Here is a 22342-nt window from a genome sequence, read left to right on the forward strand (position 1 = left end):
TCTTTGCGATTTCATTTTCATTACAAAATGAATGCATTTCATGCCTGTTCATCGCCAAAAGACTGCACCGTTCGCGGCATGGCAGCCTTGACATCCACTCGGCATGAAGCGAATAATGCGTCGTTCGATAATCGAAACGGTGTTCGTACTTCGAACACAAGAATAACAAGAACGGGCTGGCCGTTTTGCCGCGCAAATCCGCGCGCGCAAGGCGTGATATGAACCCGCTGAGCCGGGGCGGCATCGCCTCCCGCTTATGGAGGAGCCGCATTTGCCCCCCTTGCACCACGCGCCGGCTGCTTGCCAGCCGCCCGGTGCCGGGACCATTCGCAAGCAACGCCTCCTGTGCGCTCCGGCCAGCCAGTAGCCATACGCTACCTAGCGCAAAGAGCATGAAAAGAGACCTCCAGACTGAAACGCGCGATTCCCGCCAGGGTGTCGTCGCCGCCCTCGTGTATGTTTTCGAGCGGGTCATGCCCGACCCGTTCGTTCTGTCGATCTGCCTCACCTTCTTCGTCGCGGTGCTCGCGCTTCTGATCGCACCGCACGGCAATCTCCCCACGCTGCTCGGCTCCTGGTACGAAGGCACGTTCGGCATTCTCGGCTTCGCGCTGCAGATGATCCTGATCCTCGCCACGGGCTATGCCATTGCCGAGGCGCCCGTGATCCAGCGCGTGCTGCGCGCCCTCGCGGCCAAGGCGCAGACGCCGACGCGCGCCGCGCTGCTGGTGTTTCCGGTCGTCGCCGTCGCAGCCTGGCTGAACTGGGGCCTGGGCCTGATCGTGGGCGCGCTGCTCTCGCGCGAAATCGCGAGGCGCGTGAACGTGGACTTCGCGTGGCTCGTAGCCGGCAGCTATTCGGCATGGTCGATCTGCAATAGCGGGCTCTCCAGCTCGATCGCCCTTTCGCAGGCCTCGCATGGCAACGCGCTCAATCTCGTCGAAAAGGCGACAGGTCAGGTGATTCCGCTCAGCCAGACGGTGTTCGCGCCGTTCGTCTTCATCCCGACCGTGCTCGTCGTGGTCGTGATGACGTTCATCTTCATCCGCATGCATCCGAAACCGGGGCACGTGGCGCCTTTCAGCGAGGCGGCCGATGCCGAAGCGAACGATGCCGGCGCCAGCGACGATCCGCACGCGCGCGTCGGCAACGACACGCCTTCGTTCGCGTCGCGCCTCGAGCAGTCGATGCTCGGCACGCTGCTGCTGATCGCGCTCGGCGCGGGCTATCTGGCGACGGAATGGAGCGAAAAGGGTTTCGATCTCGACATCAACACGACGATCCTGATCTTCCTGCTGATCGGCCTCGCGCTTCAGCGCACGCCCATCGCCTACGCGAACGCCATTCGCCGCGCCGCGCGCCAGACCGGCTCCATGCTGCTCCAGTACCCCGTGTACGGCGGCATCATGGGCATGATGAAGGGCACGGGTCTCGCCTCGATGATCGCCAAGGCTTTCGTCACGATCGCGACGCCGCTTTCGCTGCCGCTCTGGAGCTATCTGAGCTCGCTCATCATCACGCTGCTCGTGCCGAGCGCGGGCGGCCACTGGGCCGTGCAGGGCCCGTTCGTGCTGCCCGCCGCGCTGAGCCTGCATGCCTCGGTGCCGCGCACCGCCATGGGCGTGGCGATGGCGGAGAACGTCTCGAACATGCTGCAGCCGTTCTGGGCAGTGCCGATCGTCGCGATCGCTGGCATCCGCATTCAGCGCGTGATGGGCTATACCGCCGTGACGTTCGCCGTGTCGCTCTTGATCTACGCCGTCGCGCTCTGGCTCGTGCCCTGAGCGTACGCCGCATCTGCATGAAGGAAGGCGCTGCTCGGGCCGCTATTTAGCGGTTCGGGCGGCGCCTTTTTCTTTTTCATCGCGCGTGCGCTCGACGCACAAGGATGACGGCAAGGTCGCGTAGCAAGCGTCGCACAAGGGGTCTAATCGAGTGCCAGACAGGCGGCGGCTGGCTGACGACACGCGAAACGCTGCAAAGCGCATAACGGCACCCGCCTTCCTGGTGTCACTCCTGGTTTGCATACAACGCGCCGCCAGGCGACGCTATCCATGTAACACCCGTGCGTGCAGCGCCAGTGCGGGGCAGGCGATTTTCCACGAGCCGTGATATCGTTTTGTCATCGGATTCGAAGTCTGCACGCACCCGTCAATCGAACTCTGTTACTTTCGCGAGCGTCGCCATGAGTGATGTACGCCACCATCTGAGTCCGCGCGATCGCGTGGAGCTGCTCTGCTGGCTCACCTGCGGGAGCCTCGGGGCCTACTATCTCAACGAATCCTGGCCCAACGCGGCCTTTCACGTCCAGGCGGCGCACAAGTGGCTCGACCGTCACGCGCGCGAGGCCGACTGGCTCGCGATCGCGCGGCTCGCCGCCATGGCGCAGGACATCGCGCAGCAGCACGCGTGGTTCGTCGATGCGGTCTGGGCGCGCGACGCCGTCGAGGAAATTCTCGACACCGACGACCTGAACTACCAGGCGAAGCTCGTCCTGCAAGTGCTCAAGGACTGCGAACGAGCGCTCGCCGACCGCCGCCCCGCCGACTAGGCCGGAACCCGATAAGCGGGGTTCCCCACACAAGCCACGCGTTTCTCCATCAAATGATGGACGCGTGGCGGCTATCCTCAGAACATACTTCCGCTTGCAGCGCCGGCCTCCCTTGCGCCGGCCGTTTGTCCACGCGGGAGAACCCAGATGACTCGCCCCCTCGCCCTGACGTTCGCCGCCGCGCTGCTCGCGTTGGCGTCGGCGAGCCCCGCTGCGCTCGCGCAAACCGGCGTCCATGCAACCGCCCTCAGCGCCGCCCGGCCCATCCAGCCGCAAAAAGCCGCGAAGCCGCCGCTCAAGACCGCGCAAGCCGCGAAAGCCACCAAGCCCGCTCCGCAATCGCTGCGCTGGCTGATGTCGGAATCTCCATGAAACGAACCGGCGCGCCCGCGCCAGGTTCGCCCTTCGCCACTCCGCCTCGAAGCGCAGCCGTCGCGGCTCAGGACTGCGACGGCTTCGCGCTGTCTGCCGCCGGCGGCGGCGCTGCTGGCGTCCAGCCATAACCGAGCGCCTTGTAGAGGTTCACGATCTGCGAGAGTTCCTGGTCCTGCAGCGACGACTGCTGCAATTGTGCATTGAAGAGACTGCGTTCGGCGTCGAGCACTTCCAGATAGCTCGTGTAGCCGCCTTCGTATAGATCGCGCGCGACTGCCGTGTATTCCGTGAGCGCAGCCACCTGGCGCGTCGTCGAATCCAGTTGATCGCGCGTGCGCGCCACGCCCACGAGCGCATTTTCGACATCGGCGAACGCCTGCTGGATCGTCTGCTCGTAGGTGAAAAGCGCTTCCTGTTGCACGGCTTCGGCCTGATGCACGCCACCCGCGATTGCGCCGCCCTCGAAAATCGGCTGCGTGACCACGCCCGCGAACGACCATATGCGCGCGGGGCCGGTCCAGAGCCCCGAGAGCGCCGTGCTCGCGGCGCCGAACAGTCCCGTGAGCGAAATCTGCGGGAAATACAACGCGCGCGCTGCGCCGATCGAAGCATTCGCCGAAACAAGCGTTTGTTCGGCCTGCAGAATATCGGGCCGGCGCTCCAGCAGCGTAGACGGCAGGCCGGCGGGAATGGCGGGCGCGGTGAGTCCGGTAATCGGCTTGCCGCGCGGAATCGGCCCCGGATTCTGGCCCAGCAGCAGCGAAATGGCGTCTTCCTGCGTCGCGATCTGCTGCTGGATCGAGTACACGGAGGTCTGCGCCGATTGGTACTCCGACTGCGCCTGGCTCACCTGCAACCTCGAAACGACACCGCCCGAATAGCGCTCGTTGAAGAGATCAAGCGCGCCCTTGCGGCTTTCGAGCGTATCCTGCGCGATGACGAGCTGATTGTCGAAGTCGCGCAGCTGCAGATACGACGTGGCCACGTTCGCGATAATGGCGATGCGCGTGGCCTGCTGCGCGGACTGCGTGGCCAGATAATCGGCGCGCGCGGCTTCAGTGAGCCTGCGTAAATGGCCGAACAAATCGAGCTCCCAGGACACCGCGCCGTTCAGCTCCACCTGATTGCCGACCACGGGCGGGAAGCCGGGCGCCGGAACGCCGCGGCTGCGCGATGCGCCGAAGTTCGCCGAAACCTGCGGGAACAGGCCCGCGCGCGTCACGACGTAACGCCCGTAGAACTCCTCGACGCGTGCCGCCGCAATCAGCAGGTCCTTGTTCTGCGTTAGCGCTCTCGCGACGAGGTCGTTGAGCACCGGGTCGTTGAACTGCGTCCACCAGTCGAGCGACGTGTCGACGGCTTCCGCCTGCGGCGAGGCGTAGCGAAACGTCGACGGCGTCTCGACTGCCGGCCGGCGATAGTCGGGCCCGACCGCGCAGGCGCCGAGGCAAGCCGTCGCGACGACCAGCGCGAGAGGACGCAGCGCGCGATTTGTCAGATTCGAAGGTGTCTTCATCGCTCAGCCCTCCTGCGAAGGCGGCGCCACGGGGGGCGTGCCGGCATGCGGCGTGGCGTCCGCTTTCTTGCGCGACGAGAGCGTTTCCAGTCCCCAGAAGAACATCGGAATGAAGAACAGCGCAATCACCGTGGCCCCGAGCATGCCCGCGATCACGCCGGTGCCGAGCGAGCGCCGGCTCGCGGCCGACGCACCGCTGGCGATGGCGAGCGGCACACAGCCCAGGATGAACGCGAGCGAGGTCATGACGATCGGCCGCAGACGCAGCTTCGCGGCGTGCAGCGCGGCCTCGTACGGCGACATGCTCTCCTTCTCGCGCATTTCGACGGCGAACTCGAAGATCAGAATGGCGTTCTTCGCCGCGAGCGCGATCAGCACGGTCAAGCCGATCTGGAAGTACACATCGTTTTCCATGCCGCGCAACAGGATGCCCACCAGCGCCCCGAAAATCGCGAACGGAACGGCCAGCAGCACGCCAACCGGCAGCGACCACTTCTCGTACTGCGCCGCGAGAATCAGGAACACCATCAGCAGCGCGAAGCCGAACACGAGCGCCGCAGTCGAGCCGGCCTTCTTCTCTTCGTACGCCTGACCGCTCCATTCGTAGCTGTAGCCTTCGCCCAGCACCTCGCCCGCAATCTGCTCCATCGCGGCAATCGCCTCGCCCGAGCTGTGGCCCGGCGCCGCGTCGCCGGTGATCTTCGCCGCCGGGAAGTTGTTGAAGCGGTTGACGATGTCAGGTCCAGGCACGAAACGCGAGGTCGTCACGGCCTTGATCGGCACCATGTCGTTGTTGCGGTTGCGCACATAGAGCTGCTGGATATCGTCCGGGCTCAAGCGGTATTGCGGCTCGGCCTGGATAATCACCTGGAATAGACGGCTGCCCTTCGGGAACTGGCTTACGTACAAGGAACCGAACATCGTCTGGAGTGCGGAATAGATGTCCTGAACCGGAACGCCGAGCGTTTCCGCCCGCTCGCGGTCCACTTCCACGAGCAACTGACGCGAATTCGTGTTGATGGTCGAATTCACGCCGCGCAGCGCCGGGTTCTGGCGCGCCTTCGCAATCACCTGGCGCACCTTGTCTTCGAGCTGCTGATAGCTGCCGTCGCCGGTGCTTTGCAGCCAGAACTCGAAGCCGCCCGTTGTGCCGAGGCCCGGAATCGACGGTGGATTGAGCGGCACGACCACGCCGTCCTTGAACGTGGAGAACGCCTTGGTGGCGTCGCGGATCAAGTCCAGCGCCGTGCCGTTTTCGCCGCGATCCTTGAAGCCCTTGAGCGTCACGAACAGCGTGCCCGCGTTCGACTTGTACTGCGAGTCGATCAGGCTGTAGCCGATCGGCGCCGCCACCGAACTCACGGCAGGCTGTTTCGCGAACCAGTCTTCCGCTTTCTTCGAAAGGTCGCCGGTGCGGTCCAGACTCGCCGCGTCGGGCATCACGACCGCGCCGAACAGATAGCCCTGATCCTCCACGGGCAGGAACGACGACGGAATATGTCTGAACAGGCCGACGGTTGCGAACAGCATCACGGCGATCAGGCCGATGGAGAGGATCACGCGGCGTATCGCGGTCTGCACCCAGCTGCCATAGCCCTCGGTCAGCCGCTCGAACTTGTCGTTGAACCAGCGGAAAAAGCGGTTCTTCTTGTGCTCGCCCGGCTTGAGCAGGATGGCCGCGAGCGCGGGCGAAAGCGTGAGCGCGACGATACCCGAAAGCACCACCGAGACCGCGATCGTCACCGCGAACTGCTTGTAGAGCTGCCCCGTGATGCCAGAGAGAAACGCGACCGGTATGAACACCGCGAGCAGCACCAGCACAATCGCCACCACCGGTCCGCTCACTTCGTCCATCGCGCGCTTGGCCGCTTCCTTTGGCGGCAGCTTGAACTCGGTCATGTTGCGCTCGACGTTTTCGATCACCACGATCGCGTCGTCCACCACGATGCCGATGGCCAGCACCATGCCGAACAGCGTGAGCATGTTGATCGAGAAGCCGAACGCCTCCATGCCGATGAACGCGCCGATGATCGACACGGGCACTGCGAGCAGCGGCACGAGCGTCGCCCGGAAACTTTGCAGGAAGATGTAGACCACGAGGATCACGAGAATCACTGCATCGCGCAGCGTATGGACCACCTCGTTGATCGACTCGTGCACGAACTCGGTCGTATCGAGCGCGACTTCATATTTGAGGCCAGGCGGAAAACTCTTGTTCAACTGCTCGAGTGTCTCGCGCACCTGCCTCGCCACTTGCAGCGCATTCGCGCCCGGCTGCTGGTACACGGCGAGCAGTGTGGCCGTCTTGCCGTTATAGCGGCCGCGCAGCGAATAGTCCTTGGCGCCCAGATCCGCGTGGCCGATGTCCTTGAGGCGCACGATCGCCGCATCGCCCGACGCCGCCTTCAGGATGATGTTGTCGAAATCGGCGGGCTCCGTGAGGCGGCCCTTTGTCGTCACCGGGAACGTCTGGTTCACGGGCTTGTTGGTCGGCGCCTGGCCGAGCCGCCCCGCGGAAAACTGCTGGTTCTGCTGCGCAATCGCGTTCTGCACGTCGGCCACGGTAATGCCGAGCTTCGCCATGCGGTCGGGCTTGAGCCACACGCGCATCGCATAGTCTGCAGAACCGAATATCGACGCCTGGTTCGCGCCGGGAATGCGCTTGAGCGCGTCGAGCACGTAGACGTTGGCGTAGTTCGCCACGTAGGCCGCATCGTAGGCGTTATCGGGCGAATAGATGGCGATCACCATCATGAACGCCGACGAGCGCTTCTGCACCGACACGCCCTGGGCCGTCACCGAGTCGGGCAGGAAAGGCAGCGCGAGGTTCACGCGGTTTTGCACATCCACCTGGGCGAGCGACGGATCGGTGCCGATATTGAAGAACACCGTGAGCGTCATGTTGCCCGTCGATGAGCTCGACGAGTTCATGTACATCATGTTGTCCGCGCCGTTCACCTGCTGTTCGATCGGCGCGGCTACGTTCTGCGCGACGATATCGGCGCTCGCGCCGGGATACGTGGCGCTCACCGTGATCGTGGGCGGCGCGATGTCCGGAAACTGCGCGATCGGCAGGTTGAACATCGACACCAGACCCGCGACGACGAGCACGATCGAGAGGACCGACGCGAAAATTGGCCGGTCGATAAAGAAGTGGGAGAACTTCATTGTTCAGCCTCCCGCGGCGGGCGAGAACATGACGTCCACACGGCGGGATTTGTCGGGCGGATCGTTAGCGACGATCTGCGCCGGTTTGCGCATTTCGATGCGCTCGATTTTCACGCCGGCCACGACCAGCGCGGCACGCACCGTGGCCGCGCGGGCGGCCGCGAGACGCTGGTTCGCGGCTTGCGAGCCGCTCGAGTCGGTGTAGCCGGAAATCGCCACGCGCATGCCCGGCTCGGCGACGAGACGGCGCGCCACAGCCGCGAGCGCATCGGCCGACTGGGCATCGAGGCTCGAACTGCCCGACGCGAAGTAAAGCGCGGTGTGTTCGCCCAGCGCGCCGGAAGCGCCGGACGCAGCGGTCGGTTGAGCGGCTGTCGTGCCCGCGTTGGCCCCGGCATTAGCGTTCGCAGCCGCCGGGCCGGAAGCCCCGGCCGCGCCCGCCTGTTGGCCGCCTGTTGCGCCGCCGTCGGGCCCGCCAATATTCACGGCCGCGGGCGGCGTGGCCACGAGATTTGCCTTGACCGGTACACCAGGCATGAGCCGCAGCGTATTGTCGATCACGACATGATCGCCCGGATGCAAGCCCGACTTGATCACCCAGTCGTTGCCGTTCCATTCACCCGTTTCCACCGCGCGCTGCTGCGCCTTGCCGTCCTTGTCGACGGTCCACACATACGCGCCGCGCGGCCCCTGTTGCACCGCCGACTGCGGCACGGCCACCGCGGAAGTCCGCAGCGCGCCCAGCAGCTTGATACGCACGAACTGACCGGGCCGCAGCGACCCAGTGGGGTTCGGCATGGCGGCGCGAATCAGGTAAGTGCCGGTTTCCGAGCTGAGCGAGGCGTCGGTAAACGCGATGTAGCCGCGTTCCGGATAGATGCTGCCGTCGGCGAGTACGATCACCGCTTCGAGCTTGCCGATGGGCGGCAGTTTGAGCGTGCCATTCTGCGTTTGCGTGCGCAGATCGAGCATCTCGTTCTCGGAGAGCGAGAAGTTGATCCACATGGGATCGAGCTTCGCCACGTAGGTGAGCAGGCTGTTGGTCGCATCGATATACGAACCGTCCTGTTTCTTCGCGAAGCTCGAAAGACCGGTGACCGGTGCGACGATCGTCGTATAGCCGAGATTGAGCGTCGCGCCGATGACATTCGCCCGCGCGCCTTCGACTGCCGCGGCCGCCGCCTGCTCCTGGCCAACCGAATCGTCCAGATCCTTCTGGCTCAACGCGTTCTTTGCGGCGAGCGGACGCACGCGGTCGAGGTTGGCCTGCGCGGTGACGAGCCGCGCCTTCTGCTGCGCAAGCTCGGCCTGCGCAGCATCGAGTGCGGCCTCGAAGGGTTTGCGGTCCATGACGAACATCACGTCGCCCGCATGGACCAGCGAGCCTTCCGTATACACGCGCTTTTCGAGGAAGCCGTTCACGCGCGCGCGAATTTCGACCTGCTGCGAGCTTTCTGTCTGCCCTACGTATTCGAAGACCACCGGCACGTCGCGCAGCGCAACATTGATCACGTCGACGTTCGCGGCAGGTCGTGTTTCAGCAGCAGGTTTGTTATCGTGACATGCAACGACGCTTACCAGCAATCCCAGCGACAGGCACAAGCTGGCCACCCGAAATCCGTGAGTCATGCTGTTCTCCGTTGTTATCGACGATCTGCGCTGGACCGACGAACCCCAAATCAGGCGCGCGCGGGCGATCGAATCAAATCAGATCGCCAAACTGACTTTGGTGCTCGAGCAAATACTACTGTTTTTCGGAAGAACGCAGAATCAGTGCGGCTAAAAAAGTCGCACGCGATGACAAGACCGGCACTCACGGAGCAATAGCGATCGCATTCGTTTCGAAATCCGAAATTAAGGTACGCTAATCGTTCACTAACGTACGCACTGTGCGCAGCGCTTACGTAGGAACAAAGGGAGAGCGCGGGAAGCGGAGATTGCGGACGCACGAAACAGGCGTCGCGTGAACTGCGGACGGGGAGAACATGCAGGCGTGGCGCAACCGTCGCGGCGGCGCTTGCGCCACGCGTTGCGAATCAGGCGGCGCGATCGAGTTGGCGCACCGCACCGAACTCCGCGCACGAAAGCGTGCGCATGAGCAGTGCCATGGCCTCGGCCACGCGGCGGCGATCGAGTTCGACGTGCAGGCAAGCGAGATCGCTGCGGCGATCGATATCGATCGTATGCACGCCGAGCGCGCTACCCACCAGACCATGCAGCGTGCATCGCGCGAGCTGCGCTTCGCTCACAGGCACGCGCACGACCAGCTGGACCGTTGTGCGATGGGTTGCCGGGTGAAGCGGCTTGCGCGAATCGCGCGGCGAGAGAACGGTCCGCGGCGCGGCGGCTGAAAGGGAACCTCGGGAAATGGAGCCTTGCGAGACAATAGACGGCATACGTGTTGTGCGCACGCCGCCGTTAGGGGCGGCGCGCTTGAGTTGAACACGAACCGATTCTAGGCAGCGCCGCATAAACGTCTGGTAAATAAACACGACACGGCCGCTAAAAGTGCGTAGCGGCCGATGAGAATCCTCTATCGAGTGGTCGACCCGCTGGTTCGCGAATGAGCGGCAGCGCGAGCAGCGAGACCGCCCCGCAGCCGATCAGATACCAGGCGGGTGCGAGGGGATTGTCGAGGAGCTTGATGAGCCAGGTAGCGAAGAACTGCGCGAAACCGCCGAAGATCGACACGCCCACGCAATAGACCACGGACATGCCCGTCACGCGAATCGACTGAGGAAAGAGTTCAGGCAGCATCACGATATTGGGGACCGCCGTGAACGCGACGATCGCGCCCAGCACGGCCACGACCGCGAGCACGGTTGGCACGGCCGGCATGGCGTGAATGACCATGAAGGCCGGATAGATCACGGCGATCAGCAGCACGCGCGAGACACCCATCACCCGCTTGCGGCCCAGGCGGTCGGAAAGCGAGCCGGCGAACGGCGAGCAGAGCGCCGCGACGAGGGCCGCGCTCATGCCGACCGACATCGGCAGACCGAGAATCTTGATCGCGTAGGTCGACATGTAGAACAGCAGGATATAGTTCGCCGCCGTGCCGCCTATGGTCGTGACGACGCCGGCCACGAGCGCCGGGCGATGACGCCCGAAAATCTCGCGCAGCGGCCGCGCCACGTCGGCCACGGGTTCGGTGTCTTCGACTTCGACGGGGTTCGCGAGCGTTTCGTCAAGATGGCGGCGGATGTACACGCCCACCTGCACGACCAGCATGCCGATCACGAACGGCACGCGCCAGCCCCAGCTTTCGAGCGCGGCCTGCGAGAGCATGGTGGAGAGCGCCACGCCGATGAGCGCGCCGCACACCGTGTTGAGGCCCTGGCTCACGAACTGCCAGCTGCCGTAAAAGCCGCGCGAACGGTCGTCGGCGTATTCGAGCAGGAGCGATGTCGAGGCGCCCACTTCGCCGCCCACCGCGAAGCCTTGCACGAGACGCGCGAGCAGGATCAGTGCGGGCGCCGCGAGCCCGATCTGCGCATACGTGGGTGCGAACGCGATGAGCGCCGAGCCGAGCGCCATGAGCCAGAGCGTGAGCGTCATGGCGGCCTTGCGGCCCACGCGGTCCGCGAACGCACCGATCACCCGTGCCGCCCAGCCCGCGGTGCACCTCGTAGCCCCACTCGGTGAGGCGCTGCGCGACGAGGTCGCTCGTGACGAATTCTTCGAAGCCCAGTTCGGGATGCGCGTGGATCTCGTGGCGCAATGCGATCATCTCTTCTTCGATCGCGGCGATTGCGGCCGGGATAGCCATCGTGTTCATGGGATCGCACGGTGGTCAGCGTGGTTGCGCGGCGCGGTGTGCCGCTTTCCGCTGCGGCCGAATGCTTTCTGGAATGCCTCAAGGAGGCGATTCATGCCGGTGAGGCTTCTGCTAATCCTGAGCGCAGGCGGCTCTATCACTCGCTTGAGTTGCTGATCTGAGTTTCGTTTCTGCTCCTGATTATTTTTGGTTTTTTGATTGGTTTTTTTGATTTCGCGTTGGTACGCAGGCGTTGCCCCTGTGCGGGGCGGCACCTACTTTTCTTTGCAGCGGCAAAGAAAAGTAGGCAAAAGAAAGCCGCTCAAACCGCTAATGCCTGCCACAATTCACCTCTGGCCGTGATCGCCAGTGGCTCCGGAGCGTCTGTCACCTCGCACCATTCTCGTTAGTGACAAAGCACTCTTCCATTCCCGCTGCGCGCTACGCGCGCAGCGGTCGGGCCTGCAAGGGAAACCGAGCGTTCTGCCAGGACCTTCGGGTTTGGGTTATGCCCTTCGGGGCGCGCAGCGCCGCCGGAAGCATGAGCGCCTTGTCACTCCGCTTGTGGGCGAGTGGTGACAGACGCTCCGGAGCCACTACCTGGGGTGGCGCGAAGTGAACCGTGGCTGGCGCTGGCGGTTTGGGCGGCTTTCTTTGCCTACTTTTCTTTGCCGCCGCAAAGAAAGTAGGTGCCGCCCCGCACAGGGGCAACGCCCGCGTCCCGACGCGAAAACAAGAAAAGCCCAAATCGTCAAGGAACCACGAATCAACCCGCAACCCAAAATCTAGAACGAAGTACCAATCTGAAACTGGAACTTCTGATACTGATCACCCGCGTGCTTCACGATCGGGAAGCCCAGATCGAGCTTGAGCGGCCCGATCGGCGAGATCCATTCAAGCCCCGCGCCATAACTGTAACGCAGGCCGTTCGCCCCGGTGCTGCTGCCTTCCGTGCCCCACACGTTGCCGCCGTCCACGAACGTGAACACGCGCAGCGTCCGGTCGTAACCCGTGCCGGGCAGCGGGAAAGTCAACTCGATATTGCCCACCACCATCTTCGAGCCGCCGATCGGATCGTTCGTCGTGGTGTCGCGCGGTCCGAGCGAGCCCGACTCGTAGCCGCGCACCGAACCGATACCGCCCGCATAGTAGTTCTTGAAGATCGGATATGGCTTGCCGCCCAGACCGTTGCCGTATCCGCCCTGAAAGTTCAGCCCCAGCACGAAGCCTCGCGCGAATGAGTAGTAATACTGCATTTGTGCATCGCCCTTGTAGTACTGCGTGCCCGCCGGCGTGCCGTATTCGGCATTGGCCTGCGCATAGTAGCCACGGCTCGGCACCAGCGCGCTGTCGCGGTTGTCGCGCGACCAACCCACGGTGAGCGGCACGGTGTTCGAGACGCGCCCGAACTCGTTGACGTAGTCGATATAGGTCTGCGGTGTGCTGGAGTCGACGTCGAGGCGGTCCTGCTCGATGCCGAGGCCGAAATACACCATGTCGGTCTCGGAGAACGGAATGCCGAACTTCATGTCCGCGCCATACGAAATGATGCGAAAGCTCGTGTCGTTCGTGCTCGAGTAGTAAAGCGGCTCGGTCGTCCGGTAGTAGACGTCGGTAATGCGCTTGATACCGTCCACCGTGAAATACGGATCGACCTGCGTGACCGAGAGCGTACGGTACGTCGTGGCCGTATTCACGTTCAGCGAGAGGCTGTTGCCGGAGCCGAACACGTTGTCCTGCGAAATACCCGCCGAGATGATCGGCCCTTCGCCCGACCCGTAGCCGAGGCCCAGCGATAGCGTGCCGGTGGGTTTCTCGGTCACGTTCACGTTCACGTCCACCTCGTCCTGCGTACCTTCCACCGGCACCGTAGTCACCTCCACATCGGTGAAGTAGCCAAGGCGGTTGATGCGATCCTTCGAAAGCGCGAGACGGTTCGAATCGAACCACGAGCTTTCGAGCTGGCGCATTTCGCGCCGCACGACTTCGTCGCGGGTGCGTGTGTTGCCGGTGACGTTCACGCGGCGCACGTACACGCGGCGGCTCGGGTCGACCTGCAGCGTGAGCGCCACCGTATGGTCCTTCTGGTCGATTTCCGGCAGCGCGTTCACGGTCGCGAAGGCGTAGCCGTATTCGCCAAGCTTGTCGACAATCGCCTTGGTCGTGTCCTTGAGCTTTTGCGCCGAGAATCGCTGCCCCGGCTTGATGCCCACGAGCTTCTTCAACTCCGCCTCGCGGTCGAGCAGATTACCGGCCATGTTCACGCTCGAGATCGTATAGGGCTCGCCCTCGTGAATCCCGATCGTCAAATACATGTCCTTCTTGTCGGGCGACAGCGAAACCTGGGTCGAATCGATATTGAACTCCAGATAGCCACGGTCGAGATAGTACGAGCGCACGTTCTCGAGGTCGCCCGTGAGCTTCTCCTTCGAATACAGGTCGTTCTTCGTGTACCACGAAAACCAGTTCGGCGTGGATAGCTGCATTTCATCGAGCAGCGTGCGCTCGCTAAAGGTGTGGTTGCCGATGAAATTGATCTGGCGGATCTTCGCGCTCGGCCCTTCGACCACCGAAAACAGCAGCCCGACGCGATTGCGGTCGATCGGCGTGACCGTAGTCGCGACCTCGGCCGCGTAGTAGCCGCGCGTGAGGTACTGGCGCTTGAGTTCCTGCTCCGCCTTGTCGACGAGCGCCTTGTCGTAGCTCTGGCCCGGCGAAAGTCCGACCGACTTGAGCGCCTTCGTCAAGTTATCCTTATCGAATTCCTTGATGCCCGCGAAGTCGATCGTGCCGATGGCGGGCCGCTCCTGCACCTGCACGATCACTGTGCGGCCTTGGGTGGAAATGCGCACGTCGCTGAAGAGGCTCGTCGCGTAGAGCGCGCGAATGGCATCGGAGGCCTTGTCGTCGGTGAAGGTCTCGCCCTGCTTGATCGGCAAATAGGCGAACACGGTGCCCGGCTCGATGCGCGTCAGCCCGTCGATGCGGATGTCCTGGACCACGAAGGGCTCGGTGGCGTGCGCCGCCGCGGTCACGCCAATGCCGAAGCCGGCGAGAGTCAGTGCGCGCGCATAACGCGCCGTGGTAGTTGATGCCGTCATGCGGGAGGTCGAATGTGAAGCCAACGAAAGAGCCGTGAAAACGCCGAATGCGGCATTACCGGGCGCGAGACGCGCGCGGCCGGCATCCACGGATACGGGGTGTACGACGAGTGCCGCAAGCGAAGCCGGCGCGCCACGCCTATTGCATGCTCGCGCGGCCAGGGAGGCGCATCTTCGCGAGCCCCGTTGCGAGCGAGAGCACCTCGGTCATGTGCACGGCTTGCGCGGGCTGCAGGCGGAACGACAATTCGGCGCCGCCGGGCAGACGAAAACTCACCACGAGATGCTGCACGTCGCCCGACTCGCGGCCGATCTCCCAGGCCTCGCAAGGCATAGTGAATTTCACGCTCGCGGTCTTGTGGCGGATGCGCTCGGAGCGGCCAATCGCGTTGGAAAGCGCGGCGAGCAGTTCATGCATCACGGAGCAATGCAGCGCGACGCTGTCCGGCTGATTGCCGTTCACCATCAGGTACTGGCCGTCCGCAGTCAGCTCGAAATCGCGCAGGGAATGAATGGCAAGAGCCGGGGACGAGGGCATGAGCGGCGCTCCGTTACAAAAGCATCGGCGGAGTCTAGTGCGCTGGGCGTGTTGCGGGCGTTACCCCCGCATTACGGGGATTACTTTCATCAATATTGCGCGGGGGCCGGACCCGGTCGTTTCGCACGCACCCATTTGCGCGCCACGCCAATACCCTGCGTGCGTGCAGCGGCTTTCAATCTCCTCTCGCCTGCACGATGTCCCAGTTGCCTTGAATAATGTTTGGTAACCGTGCCGGTTACGTTCGCTTTCTATCGGCAAACACCGCGACGCTCGCCCGTACCGCGAGCGGCATCTCCGCCAGGCGCGCCGCCGTGTGCGCGAAACGCACCTGGAGGCCGTAGAACGCGCGTTCGGGTGTCAACGGGCCTCGTCTCCTTCGTCCACGATACAATGCGGCTGCGTCCGATCCGTCCCCCGCTGCCCCTATCCGACATGCAGAATTCTACCCGGGCCTTCCTGTTGGGCCCGTTGCTCAAAGGCGTTTCCCGTTCGTTCTACCTCACGATGCGCGTGCTGCCCGCCGGCATGCGCGACCCCGTGGGCGAAGCCTATCTGCTCGCGCGCGCCGCCGACACCATTGCCGACACCGCGCTGATTCCGCCCGAGCGGCGGCTCGCCCTGCTGCTCGCGCTGCGCGAGCGCGTGAACGGCGCGACGAACCATGACACCCTGCTCGCCGATCTCGCAGGCGAGGTTGCGGGCCAGCAAACGCAATCGGACGAGAAGCTGCTGCTCGAATCGCTGGGCGGCGCGCTCGACGTGCTCACGCAACTCGGCGACGCCGACCGCAAGGCCGTGCGCGAGATCGTCACGACGCTCACCGAAGGCATGGAGTTCGATCTACGCACCTTCCCCGACGAGCGCTCGGGCCAGGTGGCCGCACTCAAAGCGTGGGACGAACTCGACCGCTACACGTATCTCGTGGCGGGCTGCGTCGGCGAGTTCTGGACGAAGATGACCTACATGCACTTGCCCGGAACGCTCGCGCCCTCGCTGGAACAAACCATGTACACGCGCGGCATCCGCTTCGGCAAGGCCTTGCAGATGGTGAACGTACTGCGGGACTGCGGCAAGGATCTGCGCATTGGCCGCTGCTACCTGCCCGCTTCGATGCTGGCCCAGGCAGGGCTCACCGGGCAGGACCTGCTGCAGCCCGGCGCCTCGGCGCGCGCACGGCCGATCATGCTCGAACTCGTGCGCATCGCGCTCGATCATTTCCGCGCGGCCATCGACTATACGTTTGCGCTGCCGCGCCTTTCGGTGCGTCTGCGGCTTGCCTGCCTGTGGCCCATTCTCATCGGCCTCGAAACGCTCGAACGCCTTGTCGACAACGACGACTGGCTCGATCCCGCGAAGACCTCGAAGGTCACGCGCAACGATGTCTATCGCATTCTTGCCTGCTCCACCGCGCTCGCGCCTTCCAATGCGCTGCTCGGCGTGTGGTTCAGGCGGCTCTTCGCGCGCGTCGAGGCTCGCATCAGGGCCTAGGGCCTGTTCACGCTAATAACAGGCCCTAGCAAATATGGTCGAAAAAAAGCGCGCTTCACCGCGCGCCTTTCGCGACTCGAAACTACGCGCCTCAGCCTTTCCCGGCGCGATACAGCTTGATGATCGCCGAGAAGTCGAGCTTGCCGTCGCCGTGGCTGCTCATCGCCTGATAGAGCTGCTGCGCGAGCGCCCCCATGTACGCGGGCTGATGCACGCCTTTGGCCGCGTCGGTGGCGAGCCCCAGATCCTTGAGCATGAGGTCCGTGCCGAAGCCGCCCGTGTAGCCGCGTGAAGAAGGCGCCGTCTCGATCACGCCCGGATACGGGTTGTACGTATCCGAACTCCAGCAACGGCCCGTGGACGTGTTCATGATGCCGCCCAGCACTTTCGGGTCGATGCCGAGCGCCTCTCCCAGCGCCATCGCTTCGGCCACGCCGGCCATCGTGATGCCCAGCACGAGGTTGTTGCAGATCTTCGCCACCTGCCCCGTGCCGGTCTCGCCGCAATGGACGATGTTCTTGCCCATGCCCGAGAGCACCGGCTTTACGCTCTCGTAGTGCGCCGCGCTGCCGCCCACCATGAAGGTGAGCGTGCCCGCTGCCGCGCCGCCCGTGCCGCCCGACACCGGCGCATCGACGAACGCGTTCCCCTGCGCCTCGGCCAGCTTCGCGAACTCCTTGACGCTCGCAGGGTCGATCGTGCTCGAATCGATGATCGTCACGCCCTTCGCGATGCCCGCCAGCACGCCGTCTTGCGCGGTGAGCACACTGCGCACGTGCGCCGCCGCCGGCAGCATGGTGATGACGCACTCCGCACCGCTTGCCGCCGCCTTCGCCGATGCGGCCTTCTGCGCGCCGGCCTCGGCGAGCGTTTGCATCGCGCTCGCGCTCAAGTCGAACACCGCCACCGTGTGTCCCGCCTTGAGCAGGTTGAGCGCCATCGGTGCGCCCATGTGGCCCAGCCCGACGAATCCGATTTTCATGAGCCTTTCTCCCTTATTGTTCGGTACTCCATGTTTATACCGGGCGGCGCATCAGCGCAGGCTGATCGTCGTGTTCACGCCGTCGCTCACGGTCGCATCGTCGAACCAGCGCGCGGTAACCGTCTTGGTTTGCGTGTAGAACTGCACGACCTGCTTGCCGTACGGGCCGAGGTCGCCGAGCTTCGAACCGCGCGAACCCGTGAAGCTGAAATACGGCACCGGCACCGGAATCGGAATGTTGATGCCGACCTGGCCAATGTCGATCTCGCTCTGGAACTTGCGCGCCGCCGCGCCGCTCTGCGTGAAGAGGCCCACGCCGTTGCCGAACGGATTCGCGTTGACGATGGCGATCGCTTCATCAAGCGTCCTGGCAGTGAGCACAACGAGCACCGGCCCGAAGATCTCGTGCGTATAGATGTCCATGTCGGTCTTCACGTTGGTGAACACCGTGGGACCGATGAAGTTGCCGTTCTCGTAGCCCGGCACCTTCACGTCGCGGCCATCCAGCGCAAGCGTGGCGCCCTGTTTCACGCCCGAGTCGATCAGGCTGAGAATGCGCGTTTTAGCGGCGCGCGAAACGACCGGGCCAACATCGGTCTTCGCCTCATGGCCCGCATTGACCTTGAGCGTCTTCGCCTTTTCCACCAGCTCATCCACCCATTGCTGCGCGGTGCCCACGAACACGGCTACGGAAGTCGCCATGCAGCGCTGGCCCGCTGCGCCGAACGCCGCGCCGACGAGCGCATTGAGCGCCTGCTCGCGATTCGCATCGGGCAGCACGACAGCGTGATTCTTCGCGCCCATCATCGACTGCACGCGCTTGCCGTGCTCGCTGCCCAGACGATAAACGTGCGTGCCCACGGCCGTCGAGCCGACGAACGAAATCGCCTTCACGAGTTCGTGCGTGCAGATCGCATCGACGACTTCCTTGCCGCCGTGCACGACGTTGAGGACGCCTTTCGGAATGCCCGCCTCGATGGCGAGTTCCACGAGCTGCATGGTCGACAGCGGGTCCTGCTCCGAAGGCTTGAGCACGAACGTATTGCCGCAAACGATCGCCATCGGGAACATCCACAGCGGAATCATCGCGGGGAAATTGAACGGCGTGATGCCGGCGCACACGCCTAGCGGCTGCTGCAGCGTATAGGTGTCCACGCCGCCCGCCACGTTCTCGGCGAAACCGCCTTGCTGCAGCGTGCCGATCGAGCAGGCGTGCTCGACCACTTCGAGGCCGCGGAAGATGTCGCCCTCGGCGTCCGGCAGCGTCTTGCCCTGCTCGGCGGTAAGCGTCTGCGCGATGCGCGGCATATGCTCGCGAATCAACGCCTGCAGTTTGAGCATGATGCGCATGCGCGTGCCGAGCGGAGTGTTCTTCCACGTGGCGAACGCGGCGTGCGCGGCCTTCACGGCCTGATCCACTTCCTCGACGGTCGCGAACGGCACGCGCGCGAGCAGTTCCTGCGTGGCCGGATTGACGATGTCGCGCCATTCCTTCGTTTTCGATTCGACGAACTCGCCGTCGATGAGCAGCTTGACGGTCGAAACTTGCGCGTTGGATGCCTGGGTCACTGCGTTCATCGTGAACTCTCCCTGATGGATTCGAACGGGCCGGCCATGGCCGGATATGGCGAAAAGTGCGGAGTCGGCGAAATCTTCAGCCGCAGCACGCGCGCGAGCACTGTGTGCAAACGTGTGCAGTCATGTCGAGCGTGCTGAGAGTGGAGCTGGGCGAGGTAAAGGAGAGTCCTGCTGAATACGGGCGCGCCAGGCCCGCAGGGGGAACGACTGCATTTGCATCGTCTGTCTCCATCCTTATTGTCGTGCGACCGTGTCTGTTTCCGCCGCATTCGTCAACGAGTATAGTTATTCGAATATCCACGGCATAGAGATGAAAAAGCCCATCCGATATGCAAAAAAACACAACGAGCAGCATGGAGACACTGAACTGGGACGATCTGCGCTACTTCCTCGAAGTCGCGCGCACACAGCGCGCGAGCGGCGCAGCGAAACGCCTGGGCGTTGACCACACCACGGTCGCGCGCCGGGTGCGCGAGCTGGAGGCAGCGCTAGGTACCGTCCTGTTCGACAAATCACGCTCGGGCGGCTTCGTGCTGACGGCCGAAGGCCAGCGCCTGCTGGCTTACGCGGATGCCGTGGAAACCACGGTGCAATCGGCGAGCGAGCAGTTCGCGATCGGCGCGCAGTCGCTCTCGGGCCATGTGCGCGTGGGTTCGACGGAGGGCTTCGGCTGCTTCTTTCTTGCACCGCAATTGGCGCGCTTCACGGGCCAGCATCCCGACATGTCGATCGACCTCTTGCCGGTGCCGCATTTCGTGAGCCTTTCGAAGCGCGAGGCCGACCTCGCGATCATGCTGGAGCGCCCCGAGCGCGGACAGTACGTCTACACGAAGCTATGCGACTACCGCTTGCGCCTGTACGGCACGCCGGCGTATCTCGAGCGCCACGCACGCATTCGCACGGCCGCCGACTTGCGCAATCACGCCTTCATCAGCTATGTCGCCGATCTGGCTTTCAGCCACGAGTTGCTCTACCTCGAACGCACGGCGCCGAACGTGACCGCGAACCTGTGCAGCACCAGCGTGATCGCGCAATACCATGCTGCGCTGCAGGGCAGCGCGCTCGCGATCCTGCCTTGCTTCATGGCCGAACCAGACCCGCGCCTCGTGCCGATCCTGCCCGACGAAGTCATGGTGACGCGGCGCTTCTGGCTGTGCAGCCGCGAGGACTTGCGCAAGCTGCGACGCATCACGTCGCTGTGGGATTATCTGCGCGCGGCCGCCGACGCCAATCGCCCGCTGCTGATGGGCGAATCGCCGGAAATGCATTACGTCGAGCCGTGAGCGCAACGCGCTTGACGGCATAGCGCGTCATGTTTCGCGAGGCAATAAAAAAGCCGCACATGCAGTCCACCAACGGGACTGCATGTGCGGCCTTCAGGAAGAAAGACATTTGCTGCTGCGGCGGCGCCCGCACCTCGACGGGCGATGGACGCGCGCCGGCCAGCCGACGCTCAGGTCCCAACCGGGCGGATGGTCAGCGCGTTGCGCACCGACGTCACGCCTTCGACGCCCTTGGCGACATCGCCAGCGCGCTGGATCTGCGACGAATCGGGCACGGTGCCTTGCAGCGTGACGGCGCCGTCTTTCGCGCGCACGGTGATGTTGGAGACGCTCACGTTCTTGTCACGCGCGAGGGCCGCACGGACCTTGCGGCCGAGCGCACGGTTCGCTGCGCGTGCCTGACGCAACGCTGCCTTCGATTGATTGACGTTGTGCTGGGCTGCGGCCGTCGGGCCGCTGGCAGGGGCTTCTGCGGCCGCCGGGGCCGAGGCGTCCTGCGCGTAGACCTGGAACGAGGCCGCCACGAGTGCCGTGGCTGCGGCAAGCTTGAACATCTGAATAGCCTTCATGCAGTTTCTCCTGTTGTCAGTCTTATTGCTGGCCCAGGAATGGGCCGTTAACTACACCATTGACTACAAAACATTCACGCACCAAACGGCGATGGGGAGTAACAATACCGCAACTATTTCATTCTTGACACGAAGCGTGCCCAATCTGTGATTCCACGCCACACTTTCCGCCGCTTTCCGCAGACGAATACAGACGATTGTGCAAATAGTGAAGCCATCGCGCAAGCCGGCAATTGAATAGCTTCACAAGCCCGTTTTACGGTCCATTCACCGGCGTTACATTGCCATGCTTAACTTAAACGTGCGGTGCAGCGCCCTCGGCCATGATCCGCTTTGGTGCATGCGATATGAATACAATGACTAATCGCGTAATCCAGAGCGGGATTGAGCCGCTTTATTCAAACAGCAACGCGCATCACACAAGCAGCGTTGACAATACGGTCAGCGGCTAACCCGAATACCCGTTGCGCAATACGCGAGGCCTGCATCAATTGGCCAATTGCGCCTTTATCCATCGATAGAACTGCTGGATCGCCGCCTCGCGCGGATGCCCCTCGCGCCACGTGAAGTAATAGTCGAGCGAAGCCGGAATGCGGACCTGTCCCAACTGCACCAGTTCGCCGCGCTCGATGAAACCGCGGGCGAGCTGCAGGCGTGCCGTCGCCACCCCCTGACCGGCCACCGTCGCCTGCAGCAGCAGGCCCGCGTCGTCGAACACCGGTCCGCGCTGCGGCTCGTCGCCGGCCACGCCCGCCGCTTCGAAGAAGTCGCGCCACGAACGGCGCGAAAAACGCAGGAGCGGCATGCTCGCGAGATCTTCCATGCGAAAGTCGGCATGACGTGCGAGCAGGGCCGGACTGCACACCGCGACGACCTGGTCGTCCAGCAGCTTGCGGATCTGGAAGCCGGGCTCGTCGACCCGCCGATGCCAGACGCCGATGTCGAAGGGATAGGGATCGGGCGGCGTCACGTCGGCGTGCATGCGCAGCGAGAGGTCGACCATCGGATAGCGGTCGTAGAAGTCGCCAAGGCGCGGAATCAGCCAGACAGACGCGAAATCGGACATCACGCTCAGTTCCAGCCGTGTGACGCCGCTCACGCCGGGGCGCGTGGCGTCGAGCGCGTCGCGCAGGTCGTCGAGACTGCGGCGCACGCGCTCGGCCAGCTGTGCACCCGCCGCCGTGGGGATCATACGGCTGCCCGCGCGGCGGAACAGCTCGACGCCGAGTTCCGTTTCGAGCGCGCGCAGGTGGTGGCTCACGGCGCTGTGCGTCAAATGTAATTCTTCCGCGGCGCGGCTGAAACTGCGCCGCCGTGCGGCGGCTTCAAGGGCGCGCAGCGCCTGCAAAGGGGGGAGCGGTCGGGCCATGACGTCAAATTCTACTCACAATGCCGTTTGAAATCCCTCTCTGGCCTCACACCCGGCAATCGCC

At 63.9% G+C, this 22342-nt stretch carries 17 protein-coding genes and 2 pseudogenes; 6 read left to right on the forward strand and 13 right to left on the reverse strand.

Translation table 11 applies throughout. The annotated features are described in order from the left end of the window. The first annotated feature begins 392 nt into the window (after positions 1-392). The 3 genes from C7411_RS13430 to C7411_RS13440 all read left to right on the forward strand — a co-directional run bounded on the left by C7411_RS13430 (position 393) and on the right by C7411_RS13440 (position 2923). The gene (locus C7411_RS13430) at positions 393-1784 is read left to right on the forward strand and encodes a short-chain fatty acid transporter (RefSeq protein ID WP_110384770.1); all 1392 of its coding nucleotides are present in this window, start codon (positions 393-395) and stop codon (positions 1782-1784) included. Between the two features lie 401 nt (positions 1785-2185). Next, complete coding sequence (locus C7411_RS13435; RefSeq protein WP_028205078.1) at positions 2186-2551, forward strand: hypothetical protein; 366 nt, start codon at positions 2186-2188, stop codon at positions 2549-2551. 147 nt (positions 2552-2698) lie between these two features. After that, a complete protein-coding gene (locus C7411_RS13440) occupies positions 2699-2923 on the forward strand; it encodes a hypothetical protein (protein WP_110384771.1) in 225 nt (74 codons plus the stop codon). Positions 2924-2990: 67 nt separating this feature from the next. Here C7411_RS13440 and C7411_RS13445 read toward each other — a convergent pair whose 3' ends face one another. From C7411_RS13445 to C7411_RS38100, 6 genes and pseudogenes are all read right to left on the reverse strand, one after another. Continuing rightward, complete coding sequence (locus C7411_RS13445) at positions 2991-4442, reverse strand: efflux transporter outer membrane subunit (RefSeq protein ID WP_110384772.1); 1452 nt, start codon at positions 4440-4442, stop codon at positions 2991-2993. Positions 4443-4445: 3 nt separating this feature from the next. Continuing rightward, on the reverse strand, positions 4446-7610 hold the full coding sequence (locus C7411_RS13450; RefSeq protein WP_110384773.1) for an efflux RND transporter permease subunit: 3165 nt from the start codon (positions 7608-7610) through the stop codon (positions 4446-4448). 3 nt (positions 7611-7613) lie between these two features. Next, positions 7614-9239 carry an efflux RND transporter periplasmic adaptor subunit gene (locus C7411_RS13455; protein WP_110384774.1) on the reverse strand — a complete coding sequence of 542 codons (1626 nt, stop codon included), beginning with the start codon at positions 9237-9239 and terminating at the stop codon, positions 7614-7616. 407 nt (positions 9240-9646) lie between these two features. Further along, on the reverse strand, positions 9647-9871 hold the full coding sequence (locus tag C7411_RS37025) for a hypothetical protein (protein ID WP_110854033.1): 225 nt from the start codon (positions 9869-9871) through the stop codon (positions 9647-9649). 241 nt (positions 9872-10112) lie between these two features. Beyond that, positions 10113-11210: pseudogene (locus C7411_RS13465) on the reverse strand (MFS transporter); the annotation flags it as partial. Beyond that, positions 11209-11388: pseudogene (locus C7411_RS38100) on the reverse strand (amidohydrolase); the annotation flags it as partial. The pseudogenes C7411_RS38100 and C7411_RS13465, both read right to left, overlap by 2 nt. Positions 11389-11399: 11 nt before the next feature. On the opposite strand from C7411_RS38100, the gene C7411_RS38105 reads away from it, so the two are divergent. Further along, positions 11400-11549: a hypothetical protein gene (locus C7411_RS38105; protein ID WP_181439865.1), complete on the forward strand. Its 150-nt coding sequence runs from the start codon at positions 11400-11402 to the stop codon at positions 11547-11549. Positions 11550-12152: 603 nt separating this feature from the next. On the opposite strand, the gene bamA is transcribed toward C7411_RS38105, so the two are convergent. From bamA to C7411_RS38615, 3 genes are all read right to left on the reverse strand, one after another. Next, positions 12153-14468 (reverse strand): outer membrane protein assembly factor BamA, encoded by a 2316-nt coding sequence (gene bamA, locus C7411_RS13475; protein ID WP_110384863.1) that lies wholly within the window; start codon positions 14466-14468, stop codon positions 12153-12155. A gap of 139 nt (positions 14469-14607) precedes the next feature. Then, positions 14608-15006, reverse strand: coding sequence for a hypothetical protein (locus tag C7411_RS13480; protein ID WP_110384777.1), 399 nt, complete (start codon positions 15004-15006; stop codon positions 14608-14610). A 238-nt stretch (positions 15007-15244) separates the two neighbouring features. Further along, a complete protein-coding gene (locus C7411_RS38615) occupies positions 15245-15370 on the reverse strand; it encodes a hypothetical protein (protein WP_258365421.1) in 126 nt (41 codons plus the stop codon). Positions 15371-15441: 71 nt separating this feature from the next. On the opposite strand from C7411_RS38615, the gene C7411_RS13485 reads away from it, so the two are divergent. Then, a complete protein-coding gene (locus C7411_RS13485) occupies positions 15442-16497 on the forward strand; it encodes a phytoene/squalene synthase family protein (RefSeq protein ID WP_110384778.1) in 1056 nt (351 codons plus the stop codon). A 91-nt stretch (positions 16498-16588) separates the two neighbouring features. Here the strand turns inward: C7411_RS13485 and mmsB are convergent, their stop codons facing one another. Next, positions 16589-17479 (reverse strand): 3-hydroxyisobutyrate dehydrogenase, encoded by an 891-nt coding sequence (mmsB, locus tag C7411_RS13490; protein ID WP_110384779.1) that lies wholly within the window; start codon positions 17477-17479, stop codon positions 16589-16591. Positions 17480-17530: 51 nt separating this feature from the next. Next, the gene (locus tag C7411_RS13495) at positions 17531-19057 is read right to left on the reverse strand and encodes a CoA-acylating methylmalonate-semialdehyde dehydrogenase (protein ID WP_110384780.1); all 1527 of its coding nucleotides are present in this window, start codon (positions 19055-19057) and stop codon (positions 17531-17533) included. A 329-nt stretch (positions 19058-19386) separates the two neighbouring features. On the opposite strand from C7411_RS13495, the gene C7411_RS13500 reads away from it, so the two are divergent. Continuing rightward, a complete protein-coding gene (locus C7411_RS13500) occupies positions 19387-20340 on the forward strand; it encodes a LysR family transcriptional regulator (protein ID WP_110384781.1) in 954 nt (317 codons plus the stop codon). 170 nt (positions 20341-20510) lie between these two features. On the opposite strand, the gene C7411_RS13505 is transcribed toward C7411_RS13500, so the two are convergent. Together C7411_RS13505 and C7411_RS13510 are read right to left on the reverse strand one after the other, a co-directional pair. Further along, on the reverse strand, positions 20511-20909 hold the full coding sequence (locus C7411_RS13505) for a BON domain-containing protein (RefSeq protein WP_110384782.1): 399 nt from the start codon (positions 20907-20909) through the stop codon (positions 20511-20513). A 487-nt stretch (positions 20910-21396) separates the two neighbouring features. After that, positions 21397-22278 (reverse strand): LysR substrate-binding domain-containing protein, encoded by an 882-nt coding sequence (locus C7411_RS13510; protein ID WP_110384783.1) that lies wholly within the window; start codon positions 22276-22278, stop codon positions 21397-21399. Between the last annotated feature and the right edge of the window lie 64 nt (positions 22279-22342).

This window comes from Paraburkholderia silvatlantica, assembly GCF_003096715.1.
Lineage (GTDB): Bacteria > Pseudomonadota > Gammaproteobacteria > Burkholderiales > Burkholderiaceae > Paraburkholderia > Paraburkholderia silvatlantica.

What these genes read in the sequence shown, in the direction of transcription:
- C7411_RS13430 (WP_110384770.1), top strand. Translation starts at nt 393, where the DNA reads ATGAAAAGAGACCTCCAGACTGAAACGCGCGATTCCCGCCAGGGTGTC.
- C7411_RS13435 (WP_028205078.1), top strand. Translation starts at nt 2,186, where the DNA reads ATGAGTGATGTACGCCACCATCTGAGTCCGCGCGATCGCGTGGAGCTG.
- C7411_RS13440 (WP_110384771.1), top strand. Translation starts at nt 2,699, where the DNA reads ATGACTCGCCCCCTCGCCCTGACGTTCGCCGCCGCGCTGCTCGCGTTG.
- C7411_RS13445 (WP_110384772.1), bottom strand. Translation starts at nt 4,442, where the DNA reads ATGAAGACACCTTCGAATCTGACAAATCGCGCGCTGCGTCCTCTCGCG.
- C7411_RS13450 (WP_110384773.1), bottom strand. Translation starts at nt 7,610, where the DNA reads ATGAAGTTCTCCCACTTCTTTATCGACCGGCCAATTTTCGCGTCGGTC.
- C7411_RS13455 (WP_110384774.1), bottom strand. Translation starts at nt 9,239, where the DNA reads ATGACTCACGGATTTCGGGTGGCCAGCTTGTGCCTGTCGCTGGGATTG.
- bamA (WP_110384863.1), bottom strand. Translation starts at nt 14,468, where the DNA reads ATGACGGCATCAACTACCACGGCGCGTTATGCGCGCGCACTGACTCTC.
- C7411_RS13480 (WP_110384777.1), bottom strand. Translation starts at nt 15,006, where the DNA reads ATGCCCTCGTCCCCGGCTCTTGCCATTCATTCCCTGCGCGATTTCGAG.
- C7411_RS13485 (WP_110384778.1), top strand. Translation starts at nt 15,442, where the DNA reads ATGCAGAATTCTACCCGGGCCTTCCTGTTGGGCCCGTTGCTCAAAGGC.
- mmsB (WP_110384779.1), bottom strand. Translation starts at nt 17,479, where the DNA reads ATGAAAATCGGATTCGTCGGGCTGGGCCACATGGGCGCACCGATGGCG.
- C7411_RS13495 (WP_110384780.1), bottom strand. Translation starts at nt 19,057, where the DNA reads ATGAACGCAGTGACCCAGGCATCCAACGCGCAAGTTTCGACCGTCAAG.
- C7411_RS13500 (WP_110384781.1), top strand. Translation starts at nt 19,387, where the DNA reads ATGCAAAAAAACACAACGAGCAGCATGGAGACACTGAACTGGGACGAT.
- C7411_RS13505 (WP_110384782.1), bottom strand. Translation starts at nt 20,909, where the DNA reads ATGAAGGCTATTCAGATGTTCAAGCTTGCCGCAGCCACGGCACTCGTG.
- C7411_RS13510 (WP_110384783.1), bottom strand. Translation starts at nt 22,278, where the DNA reads ATGGCCCGACCGCTCCCCCCTTTGCAGGCGCTGCGCGCCCTTGAAGCC.